Raw genomic sequence first — 23,450 nt, forward strand, 5'->3', positions numbered from 1 at the left:
AGGCCGGTTCAGGACTCCATGGGCAGGCCCAGGTGCTCGGCGATCGCGGCCGTCACCGGCGTGACCGTGGGCAGCGGCGGGCCGGCGAAGTGGCCCGGCTTGTGCGCCCGCAGCAGCAGCTCGCCGCTGCGCTCCCAGTCGAACCCCTTGCGGCCGAGCAGCCCGGCGAACACCTCGCTCGCCTTGGCCGGGTCGCGCTCGGCCAGGCGCTGGAGCGGCACCGGCGACACGGTGTCGCCGCGCAGGTAGGCCGACAGCAGGTCGCGGTACGCGGCCCGGACGACGAGCGAAGGATCGTTGAACAACTCCTCCAGCTGCCCGAACTCCGCGTAGTAGCCCAGCCCCGCCACCTCGTCGAAGATCAGGCCGACCGTTCGCGCCGCCGCCAGCGGGGCGGGCGGGTCGATGTCGCGGGGCGGCGGGCCGCCGAGCCGCGCCACCTGGTGGGCGAGGTAGCCGCGGACCATCTCGGCGACGTCGGCGCCGGGCAGCACGATGAGGTCGGCCCCGAAGTACTCGGTGAAGCACCGGCGCTGCGCCCGCTGCGCCTCCCTCGCCTGGGCGAGCAGCACGGGATTGCGGAAGACCCACTCCGGGTGGGCGAGCGCGAGCCGCGCGGCGACCTCCACGAGGGTGTCGCGCGCGCCGGCGGTGTGGACGGCCGGCGGCGCGCTGATCAGCCAGTCGGCGCCGAGCGGGATCAGCCGTCCCACGACGAACATGCCGGGCTCCAGCGGCGCGAACGCCCCCTCGCCCAGGTTGGAGAAGGCCCGGTAGACCAGCTCGTCGACGAGGTTGAACAGCAGCACGGCCGCCTCGTCCACGGCCCGCACCTCGAACACTCCCTCGACCACGATCTTCCAGCTGGCCACGAGCTCCACGTCGGCGCGGTCGAGCCCCGGCGTCTCGGCGAGGAAGCGGTCCACGACCGTGTCGCCGCCGGGCAGCGCGTGCTGGTGGGCGAAGAAGTCGACGGGCAGGAACGCCGCCGCCTCGTCGGCCGGCGTCTCGTCGGAGTAGAACCGGTCGAGCACCACGCCCAGCTCGGCGGCGAACCGCCCCGAGGTGGCGAAGTGGACCAGGTCGGCCTTCAGCTCCACAGCCCGCGCAAGTCTGCTCATCATCACCCTCCGTGCCCGGAGCGGCACAATGCGTCCCGCGTACGGAGTGACACTAACCGGCGACGCTGTGCTCACGCGGGCGGTTCGGGCAACTCGTGGGCCCGGCCTACACCTCGCCGGCGGTCTCCGTCTCCAGCGCGGAGTGCCTGCGGCTGTAGCTGAAGTAGATGATCAGTCCGATCACGAACCAGACGGCGAAGCGCAGCCACGTGAGCGGGTCGAGGAACGTGATCAGCCAGATCGAGAAGACGACCCCGATGGCCGGCACGAACGGCATGCCCGGCGTGCGGAACGTCCGCGGCAGGTCCGGCTGGCGGTACCGCAGCACGATCACCGCCACGCAGACCACCACGAACGCCAGCAGGATCCCGATGTTGGTGAGTTCGGCCGCCTCCCGGATCGGGAGGAAGCCGGCGATCAGGGCAGAGGCCACGCCCACGATCCAGGTGACCCGCGTGGGCACCCGCCGCACCGGGTGGAGCTTGGCGAACCACAGCGGCAGCAGCCCGTCGCGGCTCATCGAGAACCACACCCGCGTCACGCCCAGCATGAACGTGAACATGACGGTCAGGATGCCGATGATGGCGCCGACCGCGATCACGGCGGCCAGACCGCCCAGCCCGACCGAGGCGAACGCCGAGGAGAAGCCGCTCTCCGGGTCGATGTTCTTGTAGTTCTGCATGCCGGTGAGCACCAGGCACGCCAGCACGTACAGGATCATCGAGATGACGAGCGAGTAGATGATCGCCTTCGGCATGTGGCGCTGCGCGTCCTTGGACTCCTCGGCGGCGGTGCTCATCGCGTCGTAGCCGAAGACGGCGAAGAACACGGTGGCCGCGCCGGTGATCGCGCCGCTGACGCCGAACGGGAAGAACGGCGAGTAGTTGCCGGTGTCGATGTAGAAGAAGCCGACCACGACGACGAGCAGCACCACGGCAACCTTGAGCCCGACCACGAACGTCTCGAAGCGGGCGGCGGTGCGGATGCCGAGGTTCAGCAGGGCCGCGATCAGCAGGCACAGGATGACCGCGAACAGGTCCACCCGGTGGCCCGCGCCCGTGCCCGGCGCGCCGAGCATCCAGGCCGGCAGCTTGAACCCGAGCTCCTGCACCAGGAAGCCGAAGTAGCCGGAGATGCCGATGGCCACGACGGCGACGATCGCGGTGTACTCCAGCAGCAGGTCCCAGCCGATGAACCAGCCGACGATCTCACCGAGCACCGCGTAGCCGTAGGTGTAGGCCGAGCCGGCCTTCGGGATGAGCCCGGCGAACTCGGCGTAGGAGAAGGCCGCCGCCGCGCTCGCGATGCCGGCGATGAGGAACGAGACGACCACGGCCGGTCCGGCGGTCTCGTGGGCAACGGCGCCGGCCAGGGCGAAGATGCCCGCGCCGATGATGCCGCCGATGCCGATGGCGGTGAGCTGCCACAGGCCCAGCGTCCGTGACAGCTCCCCCTCGTGCTCGTGCGCGATCTGGTCCACGGGTTTGCGCCGGAAGACACCGCGAGAAGACACCATGACGATCCTCCTGAGCAAGGTTCGGCCCCGCGGGTGGACCTTCCCGCCGGTGCCGCACCTATGCCGGGACGTTGTCGCAGCTCAACCGGCGCGTACGCGGGCTGAGCGCCAGCCCGGCGGCCAGGCAGGCGAGGGGGATGGCGGGAACCACGTACCGGACGTCGAAACCGGCGAGGAACGGCGGCGCCACGATCAGCGCGGCGGCGGCCAGGCCGGGCAGCAGGGCGTCGCCGCGGCGCCGGACGACGGCGAGCGGCAGCGTCCCGGCCAGGGCGAGCGCCAGCAGCGGGAACGGCAGGTAGCCGAAGCGCTGGTAGGCGCGCAGCAGGCCCGCGTACGGCTCGTGGATACGGGTGGCGGCCGGGCCGCCCTCGTACGCCTCGGCGACCGGGCGGACCGACGGTCTCAGGGGCCGTTCCTCGAAGGGGAACCAGTACGGGTTCGTCCGCTTCGTGGCGGCCGCGCGGCTCGTGGTGCGCTCCCAGCGCAGCAGCCACCGCAGGTCGGAGCCGGCGGCGGCCAGGTAGTCGCCGGGCTGGGCCAGGACGGCGGCGCGGGCGAACCGGCCGGCCAGGGCGTTCCGGTCGCCGTGCGCCTTCCTGATGGGCGACCAGGGCGCCCACAGCCAGAACGGCGGCGCGGGGCGGCCGGCCACGGGCGTGTCCGGGCAGAGCGGCGCCAGCCGGGGCTCCGGCCGGATCACCGAGCAGTCGGCGAACGTCATGGTCCGCGCCCACAGGAACAGGCCGTCGGCCCGGGTCAGGCCGAAGACGCCGCTGGTGGCCGCCATCCACGTCGCGTACGCCAGCAGCGGCGCGAGGCCGGCGACCGCGAAGGCGCCCCACACCCGCCATCCGGTACGGCGCAGCAGCAGCCGGGCGCCCGCGAGCGCGAGCACCATCACGCCGACCGTCCGGGTGAGCGCGGACAGGCTCAGCACGAGTCCGGCGAGCGCGGCGGTCGCCGGGGTGACGCGCCGCCGCAGCAGCACCAGCACCCCGCCCGTGGCCAGCACGGTGAACAGCGCGTCGGCCATGACCATGTGTTCGAGCAGGACCAGGAACTCGTCGTACAGCAGCGGCGTCACCAGCGCGGTCGCGCCCCAGCCGGGCAGTCCCCGCCGTACCAGCAGCGCGTACACCGCCGCGGCCAGTCCCACCCCGAGCAGGTGCTGCACGGCCGTGACCAGCGCGAGGCCGGGGCCGGGGGCGAGGGCGCCGAGGAACAGGGAGTACCCCAGCGGCCGGAACGCCCCCGGCACCGGCCTCGCGGCCGACTCCAGGTAGGCGAAGGAGTCGGCCCAGAAGAACAGCGCCGGCCGGTACCCGAGCATCGCCAGCCCCCGCAGGGCGAGCCCGAGCACCAACGCGACGGCGAACGGAACGTGCCGCCCTCCGGACCGGCGCCCGGGCGGGCGCCCGCTTCCAAGCAGGCGCCCGCTTCCGGGCAGGCGCCCGCTTCCGGGCAGGCGTCTGTTTCCGGGCAGCACGAAACGAACGGCGGGCGCCGTCATGAGGTCCCCCTGGGCTGTGGGTCAGCCGGGTTCCCCCACGCGCGAGCCCCCGCCGACGTGGTCGTCTGTCGGTTCTTGGCCTCTCACCGCGAGGCCGTTACCGCCCCAGGCGGGAACGGCCTCGTCCGTGTATTGCCGTCAGACCCGCGAAAGGTTCACGCCGCCGGGAGAGTGGTCACTCGGCGGGCCGGGGAGGCGAGCCGGGCAGGCCCAGGGTGCGGTGGAGCATGTGGTGCATGTGGGAGCGGAAGCGGCGCTGGGCGCGCGGGTCGTCGGGCCCGCGGCGCGCGCCGCTCTTGTCGATCACCCCGCTCAGCACGAAGCTGTGGATGCACCAGATCATGGTGCTGACCGTGTAGGGCACGTCCGCCTCGGGGTCCACGTCGAGCATCGAGTTGATGGTGTCGATGACGAGCTGAGCCAGCGGCAGGACGTAGGCGGGTTCGAGCCCGGTGACGTCGCTGGCGTCGGACAGCCAGCGGTGCGTCCACAGGGCGGGATGCTCGGGGCACTCGACGCAGAAGTCGATGTAGCGGTCGATCAAGTGGTGCAGCGCCGCGACCTTGGCCGCCACCGGGGCCGCCACGAGCTCCTGGACCGCCTCCTCCAGGACGACGCGGTGGGCCTCGTTGGCCCGCTCCATGACCGCGAGGTACAGCTCGCGCTTGCTGCCGACGTGGTAGCTGACGGTGGCCACGTTCAGCCCGACGGCCTCGGCGATCTGCCTCGTGGAGGTGCCGTCGTACCCGAGTCCGGCGAAGAGCTTCGTCGCGACCTGGAGGATCATCTCTCGCTGATGTGTGTCACCTGAAATCACCCCGTGAGGATAGGTGTCGCTTTTGTCCCCCTCAATCACTTGATGGGCAGATTTACGATAAATCGCGGCAAAGCGTTTCGCCGCGCCTCCTGGTCCCGCGTGATCTTCATGACCACGTACGCCGCCAGCGCTCCCGTACCCGCCCAGGACAGCGATCCGATCACGTCCACCCGCGCCAGCTCGCGCAGGGACTCCAGGTCCGCCCGCCCGAGCAGCGCGGCCACCACGTCGAGCACCCAGAAGCTGATCACGAACGCGTTCCACCAGACCCAGACCAGGACCGAGCGGCGCGCCAGCGGGAGCGACGGCACCGGCGCGCCCGGCTTGGAGGCGTTCCAGACGTCCTCCACGACCTGCTTGGGGAACCACAGGTTGACCACCGGCACGAACCAGCCCAGGATCACCCACGGCCGGGCCCGCCGGTGCGGCCCCGGCGCCAGCACCTCGGCGTTCCCCCGCACCCGGTGCAGCCACGTCAGGAACGCCACCGCGGCCAGCGCGAACACCGCGACCTTCACGTACGCCGCGCCGAGCAGCAGCGTGTCGGTGACCTCCACCTCGAGGGAGCGCACGGAATCCGAGTCGACGAGCATCCGCTCGATGATCGTGACCCGCCACAGGCTCAGCCCGGACCCCACGACCCGCACCAGGGCGTAGACGGCCAGCATCACCACGGCCCCCAACGCCAGCCCCCGCACCGGCCGCACGCCGGCGGCAGGTATCGCCGGATCCATGGATCTCCCTTCCACAAACCCCGAGAAGCGCCAGTATGACGGCACACTCCACCGTTCTTGATCGGAACGGTCGGAACTAGACCCTTGAACATCCGGGCGCCGACGGGCAAGATCATGCTGCCTATCAGGAGGTCGTTCCCATGCGCGTGATCATCGCCGGCGCCGGCATCGGAGGGCTCACGACGGCGTTGAGCCTGCACGCCGCGGGCATCACGGACGTCGTCGTCCACGAGTCCGTCCAGGAGATCCGGCCGCTCGGCGTCGGCATCAACATCCTGCCGCACGCCGTGCGCGAGCTCGTCGAGCTCGGCCTCGGCGACCGGCTGGCCCGGATCGGCGTGCCGACCGGGGACCTCACGTTCGTCAACCGCTACGGGCAGACGATCTGGTCCGAGCCGCGCGGCGAGGCCGCAGGCTACAGGTGGCCGCAGTACTCGATCCACCGCGGCCGGCTCCAGTTCATGCTGCTGGACGCCGTACGGGAGCGGCTGGGCCCGGACTCCGTGATCACCGGCTCTCCGGTCACCGGCCTCGACCACGACGCCGACCTGCTCGTGGGGGCCGACGGGATCCGGTCGAGCGTACGGGCCGCGATGTTCCCCGACGAGGGGGAGCCGCTGTGGAGCGGCGAGGTCCTGTGGCGCGGCACCACCTACAGCAAGCCGTTCATGACCGGCAGGTCCATGCTCATGGCCGGCGACGACGTGCAGAAGGTGGTCATCTACCCCATCGCCCCGCCCGAGCCCGACGGCCGCGTGCTGATCAACTGGGCCATCCAGCGGCAGGCCGCCGAGACCGTGCCGAGGGGCGACTGGAACCGGCGGGTGGAGATCGACAAGTTCCTCCACCATGTCGCCGACTGGCGCTTCGACCAGCTCGACATCCCCGAGCTGATCAGCGGCGCCGAGGCGGTGTACGAGTACCCGATGGTCGATCGCGACCCGCTTCCGTACTGGTCGAAGGAGCGCGTCACGCTGCTGGGCGACGCCGCCCACCCCATGTACCCGACCGGCTCCAACGGCGGCACCCAGTCGATCATCGACGCCCGCGTGCTCGCGTACGCGCTGGCGACCGGCCGGGGCGTGGAGTGGTACGAGGAGCAGCGCCGGCCGACGACCGCGCAGATCGTCGCCTCCAACCGCAAGGACGGCCCCGAGGTGGTGCTGCGGCTGGCGCACCAGAAGGCGCCGGAGGGGTTCGCCGACATCGAGGACGTCATGCCGCTGGCCGAGCTGGAGGAGATCGCGAGCGGATACAAGAAGACGGCGGGCTTCCTGCCCTCGGTGCTGAACGAGCGCCCCTCCTGGTCCGTGCCCGCCTGACCTGCCGGCGGCCCGCGCGACGCCCTTCGGCGACCGCGCGGCCTCGGGAGGCCGCGCGGCGTCACCTGACCCGCGTCACAGGTCCGTCGCGATGATCTTGTCGATGTTCCGCTCGGCGAGGGCGGTGATCGTGACGAACGGGTTCACGCTGGTGTTGCCGGGGATCAGCGCGCCGTCCATCACGTACAGGCCCGGGTGGCCGGCGAGCCGGCCGTAGTTGTCCGTGGCCTTGCCCAGTACGGCGCCGCCGAGCGGGTGATAGGTGAGGTGGTCGCCCCAGATCTTGTACGTCCCGAAGAGGTCGGTCCGGTAGATCGTCCCCTCCTTCGCGTTGATCTTGTCGAAGATGGTTTTTGCCATGTCGATGGACGGCTGCTTCCAGGCGGTCTGCCAGTTCAGCTCCACCGCGCCCGTCGCGGCGTTCCAGCCGAACTGGCCGCGGTTCGGGTTCTTGGTGATCGACAGGTAGAACGAGGCGAACGTCTCGATCCCGGTCGGCAGCGGCGCGACCTCGGCGAACGCCCCTCCGGCCGCCCAGTTGTCGATGCCGCTGCACGGGATGGTCGACTGGTGGGCCCCGGTCGGGTCCCACAGGTGGTTGGCCCGGCCGCACATGACGTTGCCGTTGTCGCCCCAGCCCCTGCCGACCTCGCCGTTGAGGTTGGGCAGCGCGCCGGTGGCCTTCAGCTTGACCAGCAGCTTGCTGGTGCCGACGCTGCCCGCCGCGAAGAAGACCCGGTCGGCGGTCACGGTCTTGGTGGCCGTGACCGCGCCGTCGGTGCCGAGCTGCTCGATGACGACCGTGTAGCGGCCCGCGGACGCCGGGGCGACCGAGGTCACCTTGTGCAGCGGCGAGATCGCGACCCGGCCGGTCGCCCTGGCCTGCGCGAGGTACGTCTTCTGCAGCGACTTCTTGCCGTGGTTGTTGCCGTAGAGGATCTCGCCCGCGAGGGCCGACCTCGTGACGGTGCCGGCCGCCTCCTGCTCCATGTAGTCCCAGTCGTACACGTCCGGCACGAAGACGAACGGGAACCCGGACCGCTGGGCGTGCTTACGCCCGACCCGCGAGAACTGGTACCACTCGGTCGAGTCGAACCAGGCCGGGTCCACCGTGGAGACCCCCAGCCCGGCGTTGGCCCGCGGGTAGTAGACGTTGTACATCTCGTCGGCGTTCACCGTGGGCAGGATCGCGGCGAAGTTCTCCCGTTTCGGGGTGACGGCCATGCCGCCGTTGACCAGCGAGCCGCCGCCGACCCCGCGCCCCTGGTAGACCGTGATGCCGCCGAACTCCTCGGCGTCCAGCACCCCGGTGTAGCGGGGGATGTCGCGGTCGATGGGGAAGCCGAGGAAGTAGTTGAGCGGCGCCTTCGTCCGGGTCCGCAGCCAGTACGAGCGCCGGTCCGGCTCCAGCGTGCTGCAGAAGATCTTGCCGTCGGAGGCGGGGGTGTCCCAGGCCATGCCCATCTCCACCATGTGCACGTCCACGCCCGCCTGGGCCAGGCGCAGGGCGGCGACCGACCCGCCGTACCCGGTGCCGATCACCAGCGCCGCGACGCTCGCCCCGTCCGCGATGGGGCCGGCCAGGGCCTGCGGGGTGGCCCGCGCCGGCGCGCGGCCGTCCAGGGCCGCGGCCCCGAGCAGCGCGCCGGTCCCGGCGATGAATCCACGACGCGAGATGCCAGAGGTGTTGTCACTCATGCCGCGTTCCTCACTCTTGAGGGGTTTTCTGGTTTGCTCGCGCCCTGAGTCTTCGAGTCGTCTACGGCCTGGCGGGCTTGACCGGCGAGGAGCCGCCGCCGGGCAGCACGCACACGGTGTCCAGCCCCAGCACCCGGTTCAGCCGGCCGAACGCCAGCCACGACCCGATGCTCATGCTCAGCTCCACGATCTCGACCTGGCTGTAGTGCGCGCTCATCCGCGCCCAGAACTCGTCGTCGATGCCGTGGTGGTCGAGGACGTACCGCTCGGCGTACTCGGCCGCCAGCCGGGTCCGCTCGTCGAAGGCGTCGGTGGAGCGCCAGTCCGCCACCGCATCGGCGAACTCCGGCTCGACCTTCCGCCCGTCCCGCTCGGTACGCCAGTCGAGGCAGAACGCGCAGCCGTTGATCTGCGCGACGCGCAGCCGGGCGGCCTCGAACTCGCGCAGGCCGAGGGTCGTGTGGGCGTACACGGCGAGGGAGAAGTGGGAGGCCGCGGGGCCGATGCCGGGGACCAGCTCACCCCACACGTACGTGATCGGGTCCTTGCCGTCGGGGATGTCGACCCTCACGAATGACTCCTTCCGAGCTTGCCCGTCGCGGGACGAAGGGGGACGTCGAGCGCGTCGTACAGCCCCGGCCCGGCCTCGGCCAGCCATTCGATGGCGTTGACCAGCCGGCCGGCGGCGGTGGCGTTCCCGCCGGCGGCCCGGTTGCCGTCCTCGTCGGTCGCCTCGACCGTGACCTCGATGCGCGGCCGCCCCTCGATGATCACCCGGTGCGCCCCGCCCTGGCCGGGCGTCGCCGGCCAGTCCGGCGCGCACGACGGGTGGATCCGGGTCACGTGCTCGACCACGATCCGCGGCTCGCCGCCCACGATCCCCCGCACCTCGAAGCGCAGCGCGCCCTGCGTGCCCGCCTTGAACTCGCCCATCGTGGCGGTGGAGACGGTGGCGTCGAGGGGGCGCCGCTCCACGCTCTCGCGGATCTCCTCGACCCGGACCCCGAGGCCGCGGGCGATCAGCCGCACCTGGCCGCCCCAGACCATGGTCGGCACGGTCGGGGCGATCATGGGCGGCTCGTAGTCCATCGGCTGCCCCATCCCGACCAGGTAACGGACCGAGTCCTCCTGGTCGTAGACGGAGTAGTCGAAGATCTCCTGGCAGCGCACGACGTCCACGGTGCCGGCCAGCCCGCTGACGAGCAGGGGGAGCACGTCGTTGCCCCAGCCCGGATCGACGCCGGAGACGAACAGCGACCCGCCGCCCTCCGCGACGGCCTCCAGGACCCGCGCCCGCAGTTCGGGCGGGGCGTCGCGCGGGTCGTACAGGGCGTACAGGGACGGTGTGACGACCACGGCCCCCGCCCGGACGGCCCTGGTGATGTCGCCGAGCGCCTCGTCGGGGCGGATGTCGCCGGACGCCGCGTACACCACCGCCTGGGGACGCGCGCGGAGGGCGGCGTCGACGTCGAGGGTGGCGCGGACGCCCAGGGGACGGCCGAGGCCGGCCAGGTCGCCCGCGTCCCGTCCCGCCTTCGCGGGGTCGTGGACGAGGACGGCGGTGAGTTCGAGCGCGGGGTGGGCGTCGACCGCTCGGATGGCGGCGCGGCCCACGTTGCCGGTACCCCAGACCAGGGTGGACACCATGTGCGGAGCGTAGCAAGCGCTTGGTTAGGTGTATAGAGGGCGCCGCGGGAGGAACCGCGCACCGGGAGCCCCAGGTTGTCGGCGTCAAGCGACGGCAAATTATCGGGGCCCTCGGGAAATCAACGGCCTGCGGCCTTAAAAATATGGCGACGCTCCGGGCCGCTGCGGAACGAATACGCCACCGATTCCCGACCTCCCGCTAGAGCGCGCATTACCGCGCTCCACCCGCATTGTCGCCGACCTTGACACCGGGTGAGAGCCGGAGGTTGGCTGAAGTATGGCCTGATTCGCCATTGACCTCCGGCGACACAGTGCGCGCCGAAGGCCGGACAAAGACGGGCTCAATCTCTGGCGGGTGCCTATGGCGACTTATGAGTATCGCTGCCGTGATTGTGGACTATTCGAGGTGCGCCTGCCGATCGGCACCGCCGCGGCGGCGTGCGACTGCCCCGAGTGCCACGGCCCGGCGTCACGCGTCTTCTCCTCGCCGTACCTCAGCCAGCTGTCCCCGGCGACGGCCCGCGCGCGCTCCCTGGAGGAGCAGAGCTGCGAGGCCCCCGAGGTCGTGACGAGCGTGCCCGCCCCGCGACGCCGGCAGCGGCCTCCCCACCCTGCCCTGCAGCGGCTGCCCCGCCCCTGAGGGGTTGGGGCCTACGCGTCCATCCATCACGAGCATGAATGAGGAGGTGCGTCGCTGATGGGAGCCGTCGGACTTCTCTACGTCGGCGCGGTGCTTTTCCTGAACGGCGTAATGCTGCTGAACAAGGTGGACCCGCGGGCGGCGGGGATCTTCAACCTGTTCGTCGGAGCCCTGCAGGTGATCGTGCCCACGCTGCTGATCGTCACCAACCAGGCCAGGCCGGCGGCGATCCTCGCGGCGTCCGGGATCTACCTCTTCGGTTTCACCTATCTCTACGTCGGGGTCAACCTGCTCGGCAATTTCGACTCCACGGGCGTGGGCTACTACTCGTTGTTCGTGGCGATCACGGCGCTCGGGTACTCCTTCGCCAACTTCCGGGTCCTGAACGATCCGGCATTCGGTGTCATCTGGCTCTACTGGGCGTACCTGTGGTTCCTCTTCTTCGTGCTCCTGGGGCTGAAGAAGGAGCAGATCACCAGGTACACGGGCTGGGTCACGGCGATCGAGGGCTGGGTCACGGCGGCGATCCCCGCGTTCCTGATCCTCACCGGCTACTGGCGCAACCCGCAGGTGCTCGCCGTCATCCTCGCCGTCTTCGGCGTCGTGGTCTTCGGCGGGCTCTGGCCGCTGACCCGGGGGCGTGAGCCGACGCAGGCGGCGCCGGCCCCGAGCGACGAGGAACTCGGGGTCAGCGACCGGCGGCACCGTCCCCGTTGGACGTGACACGCGTATTCGAGGGAGGCGTCACGACGCACCAGAATCCGAGAACTCCGAGAGGTCCACCAGCGAAGAAGGACATCATGCCGAAAATCATATTCACCGTCGACCAGTCGAAACCGATGCGCGAGCAGGAAACTCCCGGACACAACAGATGGCACCCGGACATTCCCGTGGTGGACATGGTCCGCCCCGGAGATGAATTCCGGGTCGAATGCCGGGAATGGACCGACGCCCAGATCGGCAACAACGACTCGGCGAACGACGTACGCGACGTCGACCTGACCAGAGCGCACATGCTCAGCGGACCGATCGGCGTCGAGGGAGCCGAGCCCGGCGACCTCCTGGTCGTCGACATCATGGACCTCGGCCCGGTGCCGCAGCAGGTCGGCGACGCGCCAGGACAGGGGTGGGGTTACACCGGCATCTTCGCCAAGGCGAACGGCGGCGGGTTCCTCACCGACTACTTCCCGGACGCGTACAAGGCGATCTGGGACTTCCACGGAATGGTGGCCATGTCCCGCCACCTGCCGGGTGTCCGGTTCACCGGCATCACCCACCCCGGGCTGTTCGGCACGGCGCCGTCGGCCGACCTGCTCGCGACCTGGAACCGCCGGGAGCAGGCGCTCATCGACACCGACCCGGACCGGGTCCCGCCGCTCGGCCTCCCGCCGCTGACCGACAACGCGCTCTGCGGCACGGCGACCGGCGAGGCGATGGAGCGGATAGCCAGCGAAGGCGCCCGTACCGTCCCGGCGCGGGAGAACGGCGGCAACCACGACATCAAGAACTTCACGCGCGGGGCCCGGGTCTTCTACCCGGTCCACGTGAACGACGCGAAGCTCTCCGGAGGTGACCTGCACTTCAGCCAGGGCGACGGCGAGATCACGTTCTGCGGCGCGATCGAGATGGGCGGTTTCATCGACTTCCACGTCGACCTCATCAAGGGCGGCATGGAGAAGTACGGCGTGACCACCAACCCGATCTTCATGCCCGGGAACGTGGAGCCGCGCTACTCCGAGTTCCTGTCGTTCATCGGGATCTCGGTCGACCACGACACGGACACGAACTACTACCTCGACGCGACGGTGGCCTACCGCAGGGCCTGCCTCAACGCGGTCGAGTACCTCAAGAAGTGGGGCTACACGGGAGAGCAGGCGTACCTGCTGCTCGGGTCGGCCCCGATCGAGGGGCGCGTCAGCGGGATCGTCGACATCCCGAACGCGTGCTGCTCGCTCTACCTGCCCACGGCGATCTTCGACTTCGACGTCCGTCCGACGTCGGAGGGGCCGGTGCGGGAGGACCGTGGACAGTGCGCAGTGACGAGCTGACCTGTCCACCGTGGGGCCCCGCCGCGGCCGGCGGGGCCCCACTTCGTCAGCCGTCATTAAAATTTCCGCCAAGAACGGGATGCCCGCCTGAAGCGCCCGGCCGGGCCGGGACGCCCGTCCCATCGGGCCTGCGGCCCCGACTCCCCGCGCCTGCACGGGCTTTACCCGAGTACAGGCTGACAAGCTGTCCATAAAAACCGGCAAAACACTGGGTATCATCACAAAAAGACCTAGATGGTGATACACCTCCCCAAACAGGCGCAGACCCCCGGCATTTTTCTGGCGCGCCTGCCCTTTGCGAAAGGTCAATCAGTCCATGAACAACGACGCGGTGTGGGTCCGAGGCGTCACCGGGATGCAGTTGCACCACACCACAGACCTCCAGGACGCCAGCCGCTTCCTGGGCAACGCGGTGATGGCGCTGCGCGCCGCCCACGTCCGAACCGGCGACGCCCGATACTCCAGCCTGGCCTCCCAGCTCAAGAGCATGGCGGCGGAGACCCGCGTGCTGGAGAACCAGGCGCGGGAGCGCATGCACGGGCTCCACTCGGAGAACCCCGAGATGTTCACCCGCTGCCGCGAGGGCGAGGAGCCCTGGCCGGACGAGATCCAGGCCGGCTTCATTCCCCGCCACACCTGCCAGGACCAGTGCCTGTACCATGACCACGACGTCCTGGACGCCATCATGCAGTGCACCTGCGGCCAGCCCCCGTGCCGCGCCTGCGCCATCGGCGGCGCCCCGGCCTGACCCGGCCCTGGCGGGCACACTGTGAGTGAGAGTCGCCACCTCACCAAGGGGGTCGTCCATGACACCCGGCTCCAAGCTCACCGAGGCCCGCTGGACCCATGTCGCCCTGCCGAGCTGCGACCTGGACCGGGCGATCGAGTTCTACACGACGATGACCCCGCTCGTGGTGGTCGCCCGGCACGCGGACGAGCACGGCCGCAACGCCTGGCTGTCCAACGACGGCCAGGCGGAGAGCCCGTTCGTGCTCGTCCTGGTGGAGTTCGCCAAGGACCGGGGCAAGCCGCAGCCGCACCTGGCGCCGTTCGCCCACCTGGGCATGGAGGTGCCGGAACGCGCGGACGTGGACCGCATGGCCGACGAGGCGCGGCGGGCCGGCTGCCTGCACTGGGAGCCCATGGATCTGCCCGATCCGGTGGGCTACGTGTGCGCCTTGACGGACCCGGACGGCAACGTGGTGGAGATCTCCCACGGGCAGAAGGTCTACGAGGAGGTCCGCGCCCTCTGGGGTGATCGCTGAGTCCGGCCCGGATCATCGTGCGCGGGCCGTGCGGGACCTACGCTGACCTCATGCCGCCGTGTCTCGACGTCTACGTCTGGGTTCCGGAGCGGAACCCCGAGACTCTCGGGCGTTTCGTCGACGACTACGTCGACGGGGACGGCTGCGGCGACGGCCAGCGCCACGGCCGCACCCGCTACCTCAGAGCGCGCGCCCCCCATCACCAGGCGATCATCACGTCCACCCGTGACGGGGCGACCGTCCTCGGACTCAGCGTGGACGCCCCCGACGACCTGCCGGCGGTCCTCTCCCTGGCCGAAGACCTCATGGGACGGCTGCTGCGGCAGTTCTCCGCCCCGGCCGGACGCGCGGGCGTCGAGCTGCCCCCGGCCGAGGACCGCTCCGAATGGCACGACGACGCGCTCGTGCTGCTGCGCATCGGTGAACCCCCGCCCCCTGAAGCAGGCTTTCAGCGGCCGTCGTGAGCCCCGCCCCCCGGCATGGGGCCCTCAGTGGCCGTGGCCCGTGAACTCGCCGGCGTTGTCGGCGCGGGCCGGCAGGAGCAGGGCGGCCGCGACCACGGCGAGGGACAGCACCGCACCGATGATGAAGGCCAGCCGCATGCCGTCGAGCTGGGCCAGGGTGGCGGAGACGTCCTGGGCCTTCAGGGCATCGGCTCGCGCGCTCATCACGGTGATCACGAGCGCGGTGCCGAAGGCCGCGGCGACCTGCTGCAACGTGCTCAGGATCGAGCTGCCGTGCGAGTAGAGGTGCGGCGGGACCGCGCCGAGCCCGAGGGTGAAGACCGGGGTGAAGGTGGCGGCCAGGCTCACCATCAGCAGCGCGTGCAGGCCGAGGAGCTGCCAGTACGGCATGGTCATCGTGACCTGGGTGAAACCGGCGAGCGCCAGCGTGATCCCGATCGCGCCCGGGATGACCAGGATCCGGCCCCCGAGCTTGTCGAACACGCGCCCGACGGTCGGACCGAGCAGTCCCATCGCGAGACCGCCCGGCATCACGAGAAGCCCGGTCTCCAGAGGGCTGAGCCCGCGGATGTTCTGCAGGTACAGCGGCAGCAGGATCATCGAGCCGAGCATCGCCATGAAGGCGACCGACATCAGGATCAGCGCGACCGTGTAGGTGCGGTGGCGCAGGGTGCGCAGGTCCATCAGCGGCGCGCCGCGCTTCTGCAGCGCGAGCTGGCGGACGACGAAGACGGCGATGGCGACCAGCCCGGCCGCCACGATCGTGGCGGCGACGCGGACGTCACCGCCCTCGAACTGGCTCAGCCCGTAGACCAGGCCGCCGAAGCCGGCCGCCGCGGTCATCACGCTCAGCCAGTCGATGGTGCTGAACTCGGGCTCGCCCACGTTCTCGAGCTGCTTCAGGCCGCGCCAGGCGATCAGGGCGGCGATGGGGAGCACCACGGCGAACAGCAGCCGCCAGGAGCCGAACTGCAGGATCACTCCCGAGACCGCCGGCCCCATCGCGGGCGCCACCGAGATGGCCAGCGTGACGTTGCCCATCACCCGGCCCCGCTCGGACTCCGGCACCACCTGCATCAGCGTGGTCATCAGCAGCGGCATCATCACCGCCGTGCCGGATGCCTGGATGATGCGGGCGCCCAGGAGCACGGCGAACGTCGGCGCGACCGCGGCCAGCGCGGTGCCGAGCAGGAACAGCCCCATCGCGGTGGTGTAGGCGACGCGGGTGGACACCCGCTGCAGGAACCATCCGGTGATCGGGATGACCGCGGCCATGGTCAGCATGAAGGCGGTGGAGAGCCACTGCGCGGTCTGCTCGGTGATGTGCAGGGCGTCCATCAGCCGCGGGATCGCGTTGATCATGATGGTCTCGTTCAGGATGACCACGAACGTGGCGAGCACCAGCAGCCGGATCACGGCCGGGGTGCGGCCTGAAGCGGCGGCCGCGGGGCTGGCGGGTGAGTCGAGCTGTGGGCTGGACACGGCACCTCGATCTGAGTTGTCGGACATGACGGGGTCATGGCTGGCGTCGCAGCCGCGGGTCTCACAAGAAGTCGTGGTCATGCACAGTCTGACCGGCACCACCGACAAAACTCATCGCCCCCCGCCCAGCATTCCGGCAAGTGCCGCGAAATGTCACCCGATTTTCACCCGGCGGACAGGCCGGAGTGAGCACTCACTTCGCTCTTGACGGAGTGAGTACTCACTCCGTACCGTGGACCCATGACCGATGAACCGCGCCGGCGCCGCGCGCCGGGAATGAGCCCGGAACAACGACGAGCGATGATCGTCCAAGCCGCCCTGCCGCTGATCGCGCAGCACGGCGCGGCGATCACCACCCAGCAGATCGCCCGCGCGGCGGGCATCGGGGAGGCGACGATCTTCCGCGCCTTCGCCGACAAGGACGCCGTGCTCGAAGCCTGCATGGCGGAGGCCGCCAACCCCGCCGGGCTGCTGCGCGAGCTCGCCTCCATCCCCCTCGACCAGCCGCTCGCCGACCGCCTGACCGAGGCCCTGGACGCGATGCGCGCCCACCTGGACAGGATGGGCGCGGTCGCCGGGGCCCTCATGACCTCAGGGCACCGCGCGGGCGGCGACGACCGGCGACGCGAGAGCGGCGACGACCGGCGACGTGAGGGCGGCACGGGCCGCGCCGAGTCGCTGGGCATGGTGCGCGAGGCGGTGGCCGAGCTGCTCCAGCCCGACCAGGACACGCTGCGCCTGCCGCTGGACCTGGTCGCGGAGGGCTTCCTGGCCATCAGCATGGCCGCCGGCCGCGCCGGAGCCACGCTCAGCCACCCCGACTTGGTGGACCTGTTCCTGCACGGCGCGCTGACCGGCGGGAGCGACCACTGACCGGCGGGAGTGGGCGCTGACCGGCGGGAGTGGGCGCTGACCGGCGGGAGTGGGCGCTGACCGGCGGGAGTGGGCGCTGAGCGGCGGGAGTGGGCGCTGAGCGGCGACGCCTGCGCATCACCGGCCACGGCGGTCCCCGGGAAACCGGTGAAACCCGGGCGAGGGTGCCGTGAAACCGGCGCCGCCGACAGTGGGGCCATGAGCATCACAGAACTCGGACGCGCCGGGGGCGACCTGTCCCCCGGCGCGGGCGCCGACCTCGCCGTACGTACGGAAGGGCTGGTGAAGACGTTCGGCGAGCACCGTGCCGTCGACGGGATCGACCTGGTCGTCCGCCCCGGTGAGATCTTCGGCGTCCTCGGCCCGAACGGCGCCGGCAAGACCACCACGCTACGGATGCTGGCCACCCTGCTGACGATCGACGCGGGCCGCGCCGAGATCTTCGGGGTGGACGTGGCCGCCAACCCGCACGTGATCCGCCAGCTGGTCGGCGTCACCGGACAGTACGCCTCCGTCGACGAGAACCTGACGGCCCGCGAGAACCTCTGGCTCTTCAGCCGCCTGCAGGGCATAGCAGCGCCGCGCGCCCGGCGCATCGCCACCGAGCTGCTGGGCCAGTTCGGCCTGGAGAAGGCCGCCGACAAGCCGATCGCGCAGTTCTCCGGCGGCATGCGCCGGCGCCTCGACCTGGCCGCCAGCCTGATCACCAGGCCGCCGCTGATCTTCCTCGACGAGCCGACCACCGGTCTCGATCCGCGCACGCGCGGCCAGATGTGGGACACCATCCGCGGCCTGGTCGCCGACGGCTGCACGGTGCTGCTGACCACGCAGTACCTGGACGAGGCCGACCAGCTCGCCGACCGCGTCGCCGTCATCGACCACGGCCGCAAGGTCGCCGAGGGCACCCCCGACGAGCTGAAGACCGCGGTCGGCAACTCCACCCTCCAGTTGCTGCTCGCCGAGCCGGATGAGGTGCCCACCGCCGCGCAGGTCGTGCGGCGCGTCCTCGGCTCCGACCCGGTCCTCAGCCCGGAGCGGGGCCGTCTCAACGTCGCCCTCGACCAGGCGGACCTGGCGGCGGACGTACTGATCGCGCTGCGCACCGCCGGGGTGTCGATCTCCTCGGTCAGCGTGGCCAAGCCCAGCCTGGACGAGGTGTTCCTGGCCCTGACCGGCCACGAGACCGGCGGCGGCGAGACCGGCGGAACAGAGGAGTCCGGCGGAACGGAGGAGTCCGGCGGTTACCGCGAGTCCGGCGGTTACCGCGAGTCCGCCGGTTCCGGCAGGGAGGAGAACCGATGAGCACCGTGATCGCACCCGCCCGTGGGGCGGTCCGGGCCGCCGACCGCGTGGCGGCCGCCCGGCGCCGCGTCACCCTGGGGGAGACGCTCGGCCAGACCCTGGTGATGGCGTGGCGGGCGCTCAAGAAGATGCGCCGCAACCCGGAGCAGTTCTTCGACGTGGCGTTCCAGCCCATCCTGTTCACCGCGATGTTCGCCTTCGTCTTCGGCGGCGCCATCGCCGGCGACGTGGAGAGCTATCTGCCGCTGATGATCCCCGGCATCCTCTCGCAGACCGTGCTGACGACGTGCATGGCCACGGGCACGCAGCTGCGCGAGGACCTGGAGAAGGGCGTCTTCGACCGGTTCAAGTCGCTGCCGATCGCCCGGATCGCGCCGCTCGCCGGCCCGATGGTGGCCGACCTGCTGCGGTACGCGATCGCGGCCACGCTGACCTTCGGCATGGGCCTGGTGATGGGCTACCGGCCGGGCGGCGGGGCGGGCGGCGTGCTCGGGGCGATCCTGCTGGCGATCCTCACGGGCTGGTCACTGGCCTGGGTCTTCACCTGGGTCGGCACGATCGCCCGCAGCGCCCAGGCGGTGCAGGGCATCTCAATGATGATCTTGTTCCCGCTGACGTTCCTGTCGAACGCGTTCGTCCCGGTCGACACCCTGCCCGGCTGGCTGGCCGCGTTCGTCCGGATCAACCCGGTCTCACACCTGGTCACGGCCGCCCGCGACCTCGCCAACAGCGCCCTGATCAGCGGAGAGGTGGCCTGGACGCTGCTGGCGTGCCTGATCGTCGTCGCGATCTTCGCCCCGCTGTCGGTACGCAGCTACAAGCGGCACATGTGACCCGCGCCCGTCGTGGCCCGAGACCTGCTTGAGGAAGCTCCGCGCCTCGGCGAGCAGGTCGGGGCCGCGTCGATCGCCGTACTCCGCCCGCACCGCGGCCATCACCCCGGGCGCGGCCCGCTCCGCGTGCGGTTCGATCCGCTCGAAGGTCATGCCGGGCATGTTGGTGTTGTACGCGAACCGCTCGGCCAGCACCAGCAGCCTGATCGCGTCGCGGGGGTCCAGGGCGCCCCGCAGCAGTCCCCAGGCGCCGAGCCCGAAGAGCATCGACCCGCACACCGGATAGTCGAGAACGGGGTTCTCCACGGACAGCACGTCGTGGCCCCGGACGGTGCGGAACAGCTCCTCGCCGTAGCCGACGTCCTCCGGCGAGGCGTGGTACGCGTACGCCGTCAGGGCGACCGACTCCGCGGTGATCGCCCACGGCGTGGACTCCGGGCGCGGCACCCCGGGCAGGCGCAGGTCGCGCGCCCGCTGGACGGCCAGGCGGCATTGCGCGAGCGCGGCGGCCTTCTCGCCGCGGGCCAGGGCCAGCTCGGCCGCGCACAGCGAGACGATCGCCACCCCGCCGAGCACCGTCTCGTTGTCGTTGACGCGGGAGATCTCGGCGAACTCCGCCTCCGCGGTGTCGAGGTCGCCGTCGGCGAGCGCGGAGACCAGCAGCAGCGAGCGCAGCTGCGTCTCGTCGTCGGTGGCGCCGAGCCGGCTCAGCACCGGGATGGCCGCCCGCGCGTGTCCGACCGCCCGCGGGCGGTCGCCGAGCTGCATGACCAGGTGGGCCAGCACGGCGTGGTTGATCGCGGCGAACCACGGCCCGTCGTCCTCGTCGAGCATCGTCAGAACCTGCTCGGCGGCCGCGATCGCCCCGGTCACGTCTCCCGCGTTCTCCAGGACGTGGACGCTCATCTGCGTCGCGGCCAGGACCACCTCGGGGTCGTCGCTCCGGCGCAACGTCACCAGTCGGCGGCGTACTTCGGCGCCGTCGGCCGCGTCGCAGGCGAGCACCACCGCGGCCATCGCCGCCACGCGGGGGTCCGTCGCGTCACCGACCGGCAGCGTACGGAGCAGATCGCGCAGCGGATCGTGGTAGCGGTCGGTGATGACCACCATGTTCATGAGCGTGACCAGCATGGCGGCCCGGGTCACCTCGACGAGGTGCGGCGGCGGCGCCCAGCCGGTGATCGCCTGGATGACCGCGTCCCTGAGGACGAGGAGGCGCGAGTGGTCGCCGCGGATCGACCAGTGCATGCCCACGCCGGACAGCAACTGGATCGCCGTGACCGGATCGGGCTCGCCGAGGGCCTGCCGGAGCAGGTCGGCGAGGTTGCTCTCCTCGGCGCGCAACGCGTCGGCCGCCGCGAACTGCGCCGGGCCGAACAGGCCGGCGGCGTTCTCCAGGGCGTACTCCGTGGCCCAGGCCCGCTGCGCCGCCCGGGCGGACGCCTCCTCCCCGGCCTCCCGCAGCCGCATCCGGCCGAACTCCCTGATGGTCTCCAGCATCCGGTAGCGCAGGCCGTACGCCGTCTCGCGGACGCTCAGCATCGACTGCTCGCTCAGCGCGTCCACGGCACGCAGGGCGTCCGGCCCGAGGACGTGCTCGGCCGCCGCCAGCGTGAAGCCGTCGCCGAACAGCGACAACCACCGCAACGCCCGCCGTTCCGGCTCGGCCAGCAGGTTCCACGACCAGGCGATGACCGCGAGCAGCGTCCGGTGCCGGTCGGGGGCCGTACGGTTGCCGCCGCGCAGCAGGCCGAACCGGTCCGCCAGGCGCCGCGCGATCTCCTCCACCGACATCACCCGCACCTTGGCGGCGGCCAGCTCGATCGCGAGCGGCAGTCCGTCGAGCCGGGTGACGACGTCCTCCACCACCGCCTCGTCGATCCGGACGTCCGGGCGGGCGGCCGTGGCGCGCTGCCGGAACAGCTCCACCGCGTCGCCCGTGGGCAGCTCGCCGAGCGGGTAGACGCGTTCGGCGGGGATCGACAAGGGGGCGCGGGAGGTGACGAGCACCCGCAGGTCACGGGTCGTCACGGTCAGGAACGCCACCAGGTCGGCGACGGCCTCGATCACGTGCTCGCAGTTGTCCAGGATCAGCAGGGCCGGCGCCTGGTCGAGCTGCTGGGCGATCCGGGCGCGCACGTCGGAGCGCTGCTCGGCGGTCAGGGCGCGACGCCCGCTGACCGAGTCGCGTACCCCGAGGGCCGAGCCCACCTCCCCCACCACGCCCTCCGGCGAGGACACGCCGACGAGCTCGACGAAGTGGGCGACGGGCTGCGCGGCGTTCCTGCCGACGACATGGGCCAGCCGCGTCTTGCCCAGCCCGCCGGGGCCGATGACGGAGACCACCCGGTTGGTCTGCAACAGGGCGTGCAGCGCGCGGATGTCGCCGTCGCGGCCCAGCAGCGAGGAGCCGTCGTACAGGATGCCCTCGCGCACCGGCCGGTCGGCGAGGAGGAGCGCGGCGTACACGCGGGCCAGCTCGGGCCCCGGTTCCGTGCCGAGCCGCGCGGCCAGGTCCGCGCGGTACCGCTCGTAGCGCTCCAGGGCCGCGGCGGCGCCCCGCACGGCGGCCTCGCTGCGCAGCAGGCAGGCCAGCAGCTCCTCGTCGTTCGGCCGGCCGGCCGCGGCCTCCTCCAGCAGCGGCAGGGCCTGCTCGTGGGCGCCGCTCCGGCCCTGCGCGATCGCCGCGACCCGCCGCGCCTCGGCCACCCACCCCGCCGCGACACCCCTCAGCTCGGCGAGCGCGCCCGTGGCGCCGTCCATGAGCCCTGCGGCCTCTTCGCCCGCCATGGGCCCTGCCGCCTCTTCACCGGCCATGAGCGCCACGGCCTCTTCGGCGCGGCGACGCGCGAGCGCCGTGTCGTCCTCGGCCAGCGCCGCCCCCGCCTGCTCCACCAGCGCGCCGAGCAGCAGCGCGTCCACCTGGCCGGCGGGCAGCCCGAGCCGGTACCCGCGCGGGATCCGCACCACGGCGTCGGCGCTGGTCGCCGCCCTGGTCCGCGAGACGACCACCTGCAGCGCCTTCGTCGGGTTGACCGGCGCCCCGTCGGGCCACAACTCCTCGACCAGGCGTTCGTCACTGACCCCGGCGCGTCCGCGCATGGCGAGCACGGCCAGCAGGGTCTGTGCGCGATCACCGACCACGCGCGCACCCCGCCAGCGGACGCCGTCGAGCAGGACCAGTGCGGGGGAGGACACGCCTTCAGCTTACGGACGTGCCACGAGCGACGAGGAGGTCGGCGGCGGGGAATCTCGCCACGCCTCGCCCGGCCGCTGTGCGGCGTCAGGCTGCCGTCGCGGACCGGCGGCACAGTGGTGGAGGGCCGCCATCTCCCCGCCCTCTCCCCGCCCTCTCCCCGCCGACGAGACGACGCCGGGCGCCGCCAGCGCGGCATGCCGCCTGCTGTGGCTGACATCACACCGAGGCGCGCAGCGCCGAACACGCACAGTAATTGATCAACGACTGTCCGCTGTGACATGGTGCTCGAGTCTTGATCAACTCTCCTGGGAGGCACCATGCTCGCTCGCCATCTCCTGGCCGCCGCCGCCATCTCCGCCGCCGTGGGCGCGGTCACCCCCCTGCCCGCGGTGGCCGCCGACGGCGCCGCCCCGATCGGGACGGCGATGTGCGTCGACCTCAGCAACAACCGCGGCAACGGCACCCTGATGTACCAGTGGGCGTGCGACACCTACAACAACAACCAGAGGTTCGTCGTCGAGGACGGTCTCATCAAGGTCGCGGACACCATCGGCCGGAACCCGGTGATGTGCATGGACTCCTCCAACGGCCGCACCAACGGCACCCGGGTCTACCAGTGGCAGTGCCTGGGCAACGCCAACCAGCTCTGGGTGCTCCAGAACGGCCAGATCATCCTCAAGTCGACCCTCAACTCCAGCAACCGCCTGTGCCTGGACGCCACCGGCAACCGCGGCAACGGCGTCCAGGTGTACCTGTGGCAGTGCGACCCCAACAACAACAACCAGAAGTTCGTGATCGGAGACGGCCAGATCGCGATCAAGGACACCTTGTCCTGATTCGCCGATCTCCCGAGGCGGCCGGCGGGGGATGCCCGTTTCGGCGACGGACCGCGGTCCCGCGGCCGGCGGGGGAAGCCCGGCCCGGCGACGGACCGCGGTCCCGGCATGCGGCCGGGACCGGCGTCCCCGCCGGCACG

Annotated in this window: 20 protein-coding genes and 1 pseudogene; 11 read left to right on the forward strand and 10 right to left on the reverse strand. The window is 71.4% G+C overall.

Translation table 11 applies throughout. From position 1 onward, the window contains the following. Positions 1–8 precede the first annotated feature (8 nt). The 5 genes from HT134_RS40095 to HT134_RS40115 all read right to left on the reverse strand — a co-directional run bounded on the left by HT134_RS40095 (position 9) and on the right by HT134_RS40115 (position 5,701). A complete protein-coding gene (locus HT134_RS40095; protein WP_175605730.1) occupies positions 9–1,124 on the reverse strand; it encodes a hypothetical protein in 1,116 nt (371 codons plus the stop codon). A 103-nt stretch (positions 1,125–1,227) separates the two neighbouring features. After that, complete coding sequence (locus tag HT134_RS40100; RefSeq protein WP_175605731.1) at positions 1,228–2,637, reverse strand: amino acid permease; 1,410 nt, start codon at positions 2,635–2,637, stop codon at positions 1,228–1,230. Between the two features lie 58 nt (positions 2,638–2,695). After that, positions 2,696–4,000: a hypothetical protein gene (locus HT134_RS40105; RefSeq protein ID WP_175605732.1), complete on the reverse strand. Its 1,305-nt coding sequence runs from the start codon at positions 3,998–4,000 to the stop codon at positions 2,696–2,698. A 325-nt stretch (positions 4,001–4,325) separates the two neighbouring features. Continuing rightward, positions 4,326–4,937 carry a TetR/AcrR family transcriptional regulator gene (locus HT134_RS40110; protein ID WP_175605733.1) on the reverse strand — a complete coding sequence of 204 codons (612 nt, stop codon included), beginning with the start codon at positions 4,935–4,937 and terminating at the stop codon, positions 4,326–4,328. 65 nt (positions 4,938–5,002) lie between these two features. Beyond that, positions 5,003–5,701 (reverse strand): DUF4328 domain-containing protein, encoded by a 699-nt coding sequence (locus HT134_RS40115; RefSeq protein ID WP_175605734.1) that lies wholly within the window; start codon positions 5,699–5,701, stop codon positions 5,003–5,005. A 140-nt stretch (positions 5,702–5,841) separates the two neighbouring features. Between HT134_RS40115 and HT134_RS40120 the strand changes: the two genes are divergently transcribed. Then, entirely contained in the window at positions 5,842–7,023 is a 1,182-nt protein-coding gene (locus HT134_RS40120) for a flavin-dependent oxidoreductase (protein WP_175605735.1), read from the forward strand. A 75-nt stretch (positions 7,024–7,098) separates the two neighbouring features. Here HT134_RS40120 and HT134_RS40125 read toward each other — a convergent pair whose 3' ends face one another. The 3 genes from HT134_RS40125 to HT134_RS40135 form a co-directional block, all read right to left on the reverse strand. Beyond that, on the reverse strand, positions 7,099–8,721 hold the full coding sequence (locus HT134_RS40125) for a GMC oxidoreductase (RefSeq protein WP_175605736.1): 1,623 nt from the start codon (positions 8,719–8,721) through the stop codon (positions 7,099–7,101). Between the two features lie 61 nt (positions 8,722–8,782). Beyond that, entirely contained in the window at positions 8,783–9,292 is a 510-nt protein-coding gene (locus HT134_RS40130) for a carboxymuconolactone decarboxylase family protein (protein ID WP_175605737.1), read from the reverse strand. Further along, the gene (locus HT134_RS40135; protein WP_175605738.1) at positions 9,289–10,368 is read right to left on the reverse strand and encodes an NAD(P)H-dependent amine dehydrogenase family protein; all 1,080 of its coding nucleotides are present in this window, start codon (positions 10,366–10,368) and stop codon (positions 9,289–9,291) included. The genes HT134_RS40130 and HT134_RS40135 overlap by 4 nt, the downstream gene beginning before the upstream one ends. A 361-nt stretch (positions 10,369–10,729) precedes the next feature. Between HT134_RS40135 and HT134_RS40140 the strand changes: the two genes are divergently transcribed. The 6 genes from HT134_RS40140 to HT134_RS40165 all read left to right on the forward strand — a co-directional run bounded on the left by HT134_RS40140 (position 10,730) and on the right by HT134_RS40165 (position 14,785). Beyond that, positions 10,730–11,008, forward strand: coding sequence for an FmdB family zinc ribbon protein (locus HT134_RS40140; RefSeq protein WP_175605739.1), 279 nt, complete (start codon positions 10,730–10,732; stop codon positions 11,006–11,008). Between the two features lie 57 nt (positions 11,009–11,065). Then, positions 11,066–11,731, forward strand: a complete 666-nt coding sequence (locus HT134_RS40145; RefSeq protein ID WP_175605740.1) for an AmiS/UreI family transporter — start codon at positions 11,066–11,068, stop codon at positions 11,729–11,731. Positions 11,732–11,808: 77 nt separating this feature from the next. Next, positions 11,809–13,056: a formamidase gene (gene fmdA / locus HT134_RS40150; protein WP_175605741.1), complete on the forward strand. Its 1,248-nt coding sequence runs from the start codon at positions 11,809–11,811 to the stop codon at positions 13,054–13,056. Positions 13,057–13,372: 316 nt separating this feature from the next. Then, complete coding sequence (locus HT134_RS40155; protein WP_175605742.1) at positions 13,373–13,804, forward strand: hypothetical protein; 432 nt, start codon at positions 13,373–13,375, stop codon at positions 13,802–13,804. A gap of 58 nt (positions 13,805–13,862) precedes the next feature. Further along, the gene (locus HT134_RS40160) at positions 13,863–14,321 is read left to right on the forward strand and encodes a VOC family protein (RefSeq protein ID WP_175605743.1); all 459 of its coding nucleotides are present in this window, start codon (positions 13,863–13,865) and stop codon (positions 14,319–14,321) included. Between the two features lie 50 nt (positions 14,322–14,371). Beyond that, complete coding sequence (locus HT134_RS40165) at positions 14,372–14,785, forward strand: hypothetical protein (protein WP_175605744.1); 414 nt, start codon at positions 14,372–14,374, stop codon at positions 14,783–14,785. 24 nt (positions 14,786–14,809) lie between these two features. On the opposite strand, the gene HT134_RS40170 is transcribed toward HT134_RS40165, so the two are convergent. Beyond that, positions 14,810–16,267 carry an MDR family MFS transporter gene (locus HT134_RS40170; RefSeq protein WP_312888784.1) on the reverse strand — a complete coding sequence of 486 codons (1,458 nt, stop codon included), beginning with the start codon at positions 16,265–16,267 and terminating at the stop codon, positions 14,810–14,812. A 240-nt stretch (positions 16,268–16,507) separates the two neighbouring features. On the opposite strand from HT134_RS40170, the gene HT134_RS40175 reads away from it, so the two are divergent. From HT134_RS40175 to HT134_RS40185, 3 genes are all read left to right on the forward strand, one after another. Then, positions 16,508–17,140, forward strand: coding sequence for a TetR/AcrR family transcriptional regulator (locus HT134_RS40175; RefSeq protein ID WP_246366404.1), 633 nt, complete (start codon positions 16,508–16,510; stop codon positions 17,138–17,140). A gap of 198 nt (positions 17,141–17,338) precedes the next feature. Then, positions 17,339–18,442, forward strand: a complete 1,104-nt coding sequence (locus HT134_RS40180; RefSeq protein ID WP_175605746.1) for an ATP-binding cassette domain-containing protein — start codon at positions 17,339–17,341, stop codon at positions 18,440–18,442. Further along, a complete protein-coding gene (locus HT134_RS40185; RefSeq protein ID WP_175605747.1) occupies positions 18,439–19,275 on the forward strand; it encodes an ABC transporter permease in 837 nt (278 codons plus the stop codon). The genes HT134_RS40180 and HT134_RS40185 overlap by 4 nt, the downstream gene beginning before the upstream one ends. Before the next feature lie 2,016 nt (positions 19,276–21,291). Here the strand turns inward: HT134_RS40185 and HT134_RS46475 are convergent. After that, positions 21,292–22,377: pseudogene (locus HT134_RS46475) on the reverse strand (AfsR/SARP family transcriptional regulator); the annotation flags it as partial. Between the two features lie 414 nt (positions 22,378–22,791). Here HT134_RS46475 and HT134_RS40195 point away from each other — a divergent pair. Next, on the forward strand, positions 22,792–23,310 hold the full coding sequence (locus HT134_RS40195) for an RICIN domain-containing protein (protein WP_175605748.1): 519 nt from the start codon (positions 22,792–22,794) through the stop codon (positions 23,308–23,310). Positions 23,311–23,450: the final 140 nt, after the last annotated feature.

Source organism: Nonomuraea rhodomycinica, from assembly GCF_013363995.1.
In the GTDB taxonomy this organism is placed as follows: Bacteria; Actinomycetota; Actinomycetes; order Streptosporangiales; family Streptosporangiaceae; genus Nonomuraea; species Nonomuraea rhodomycinica.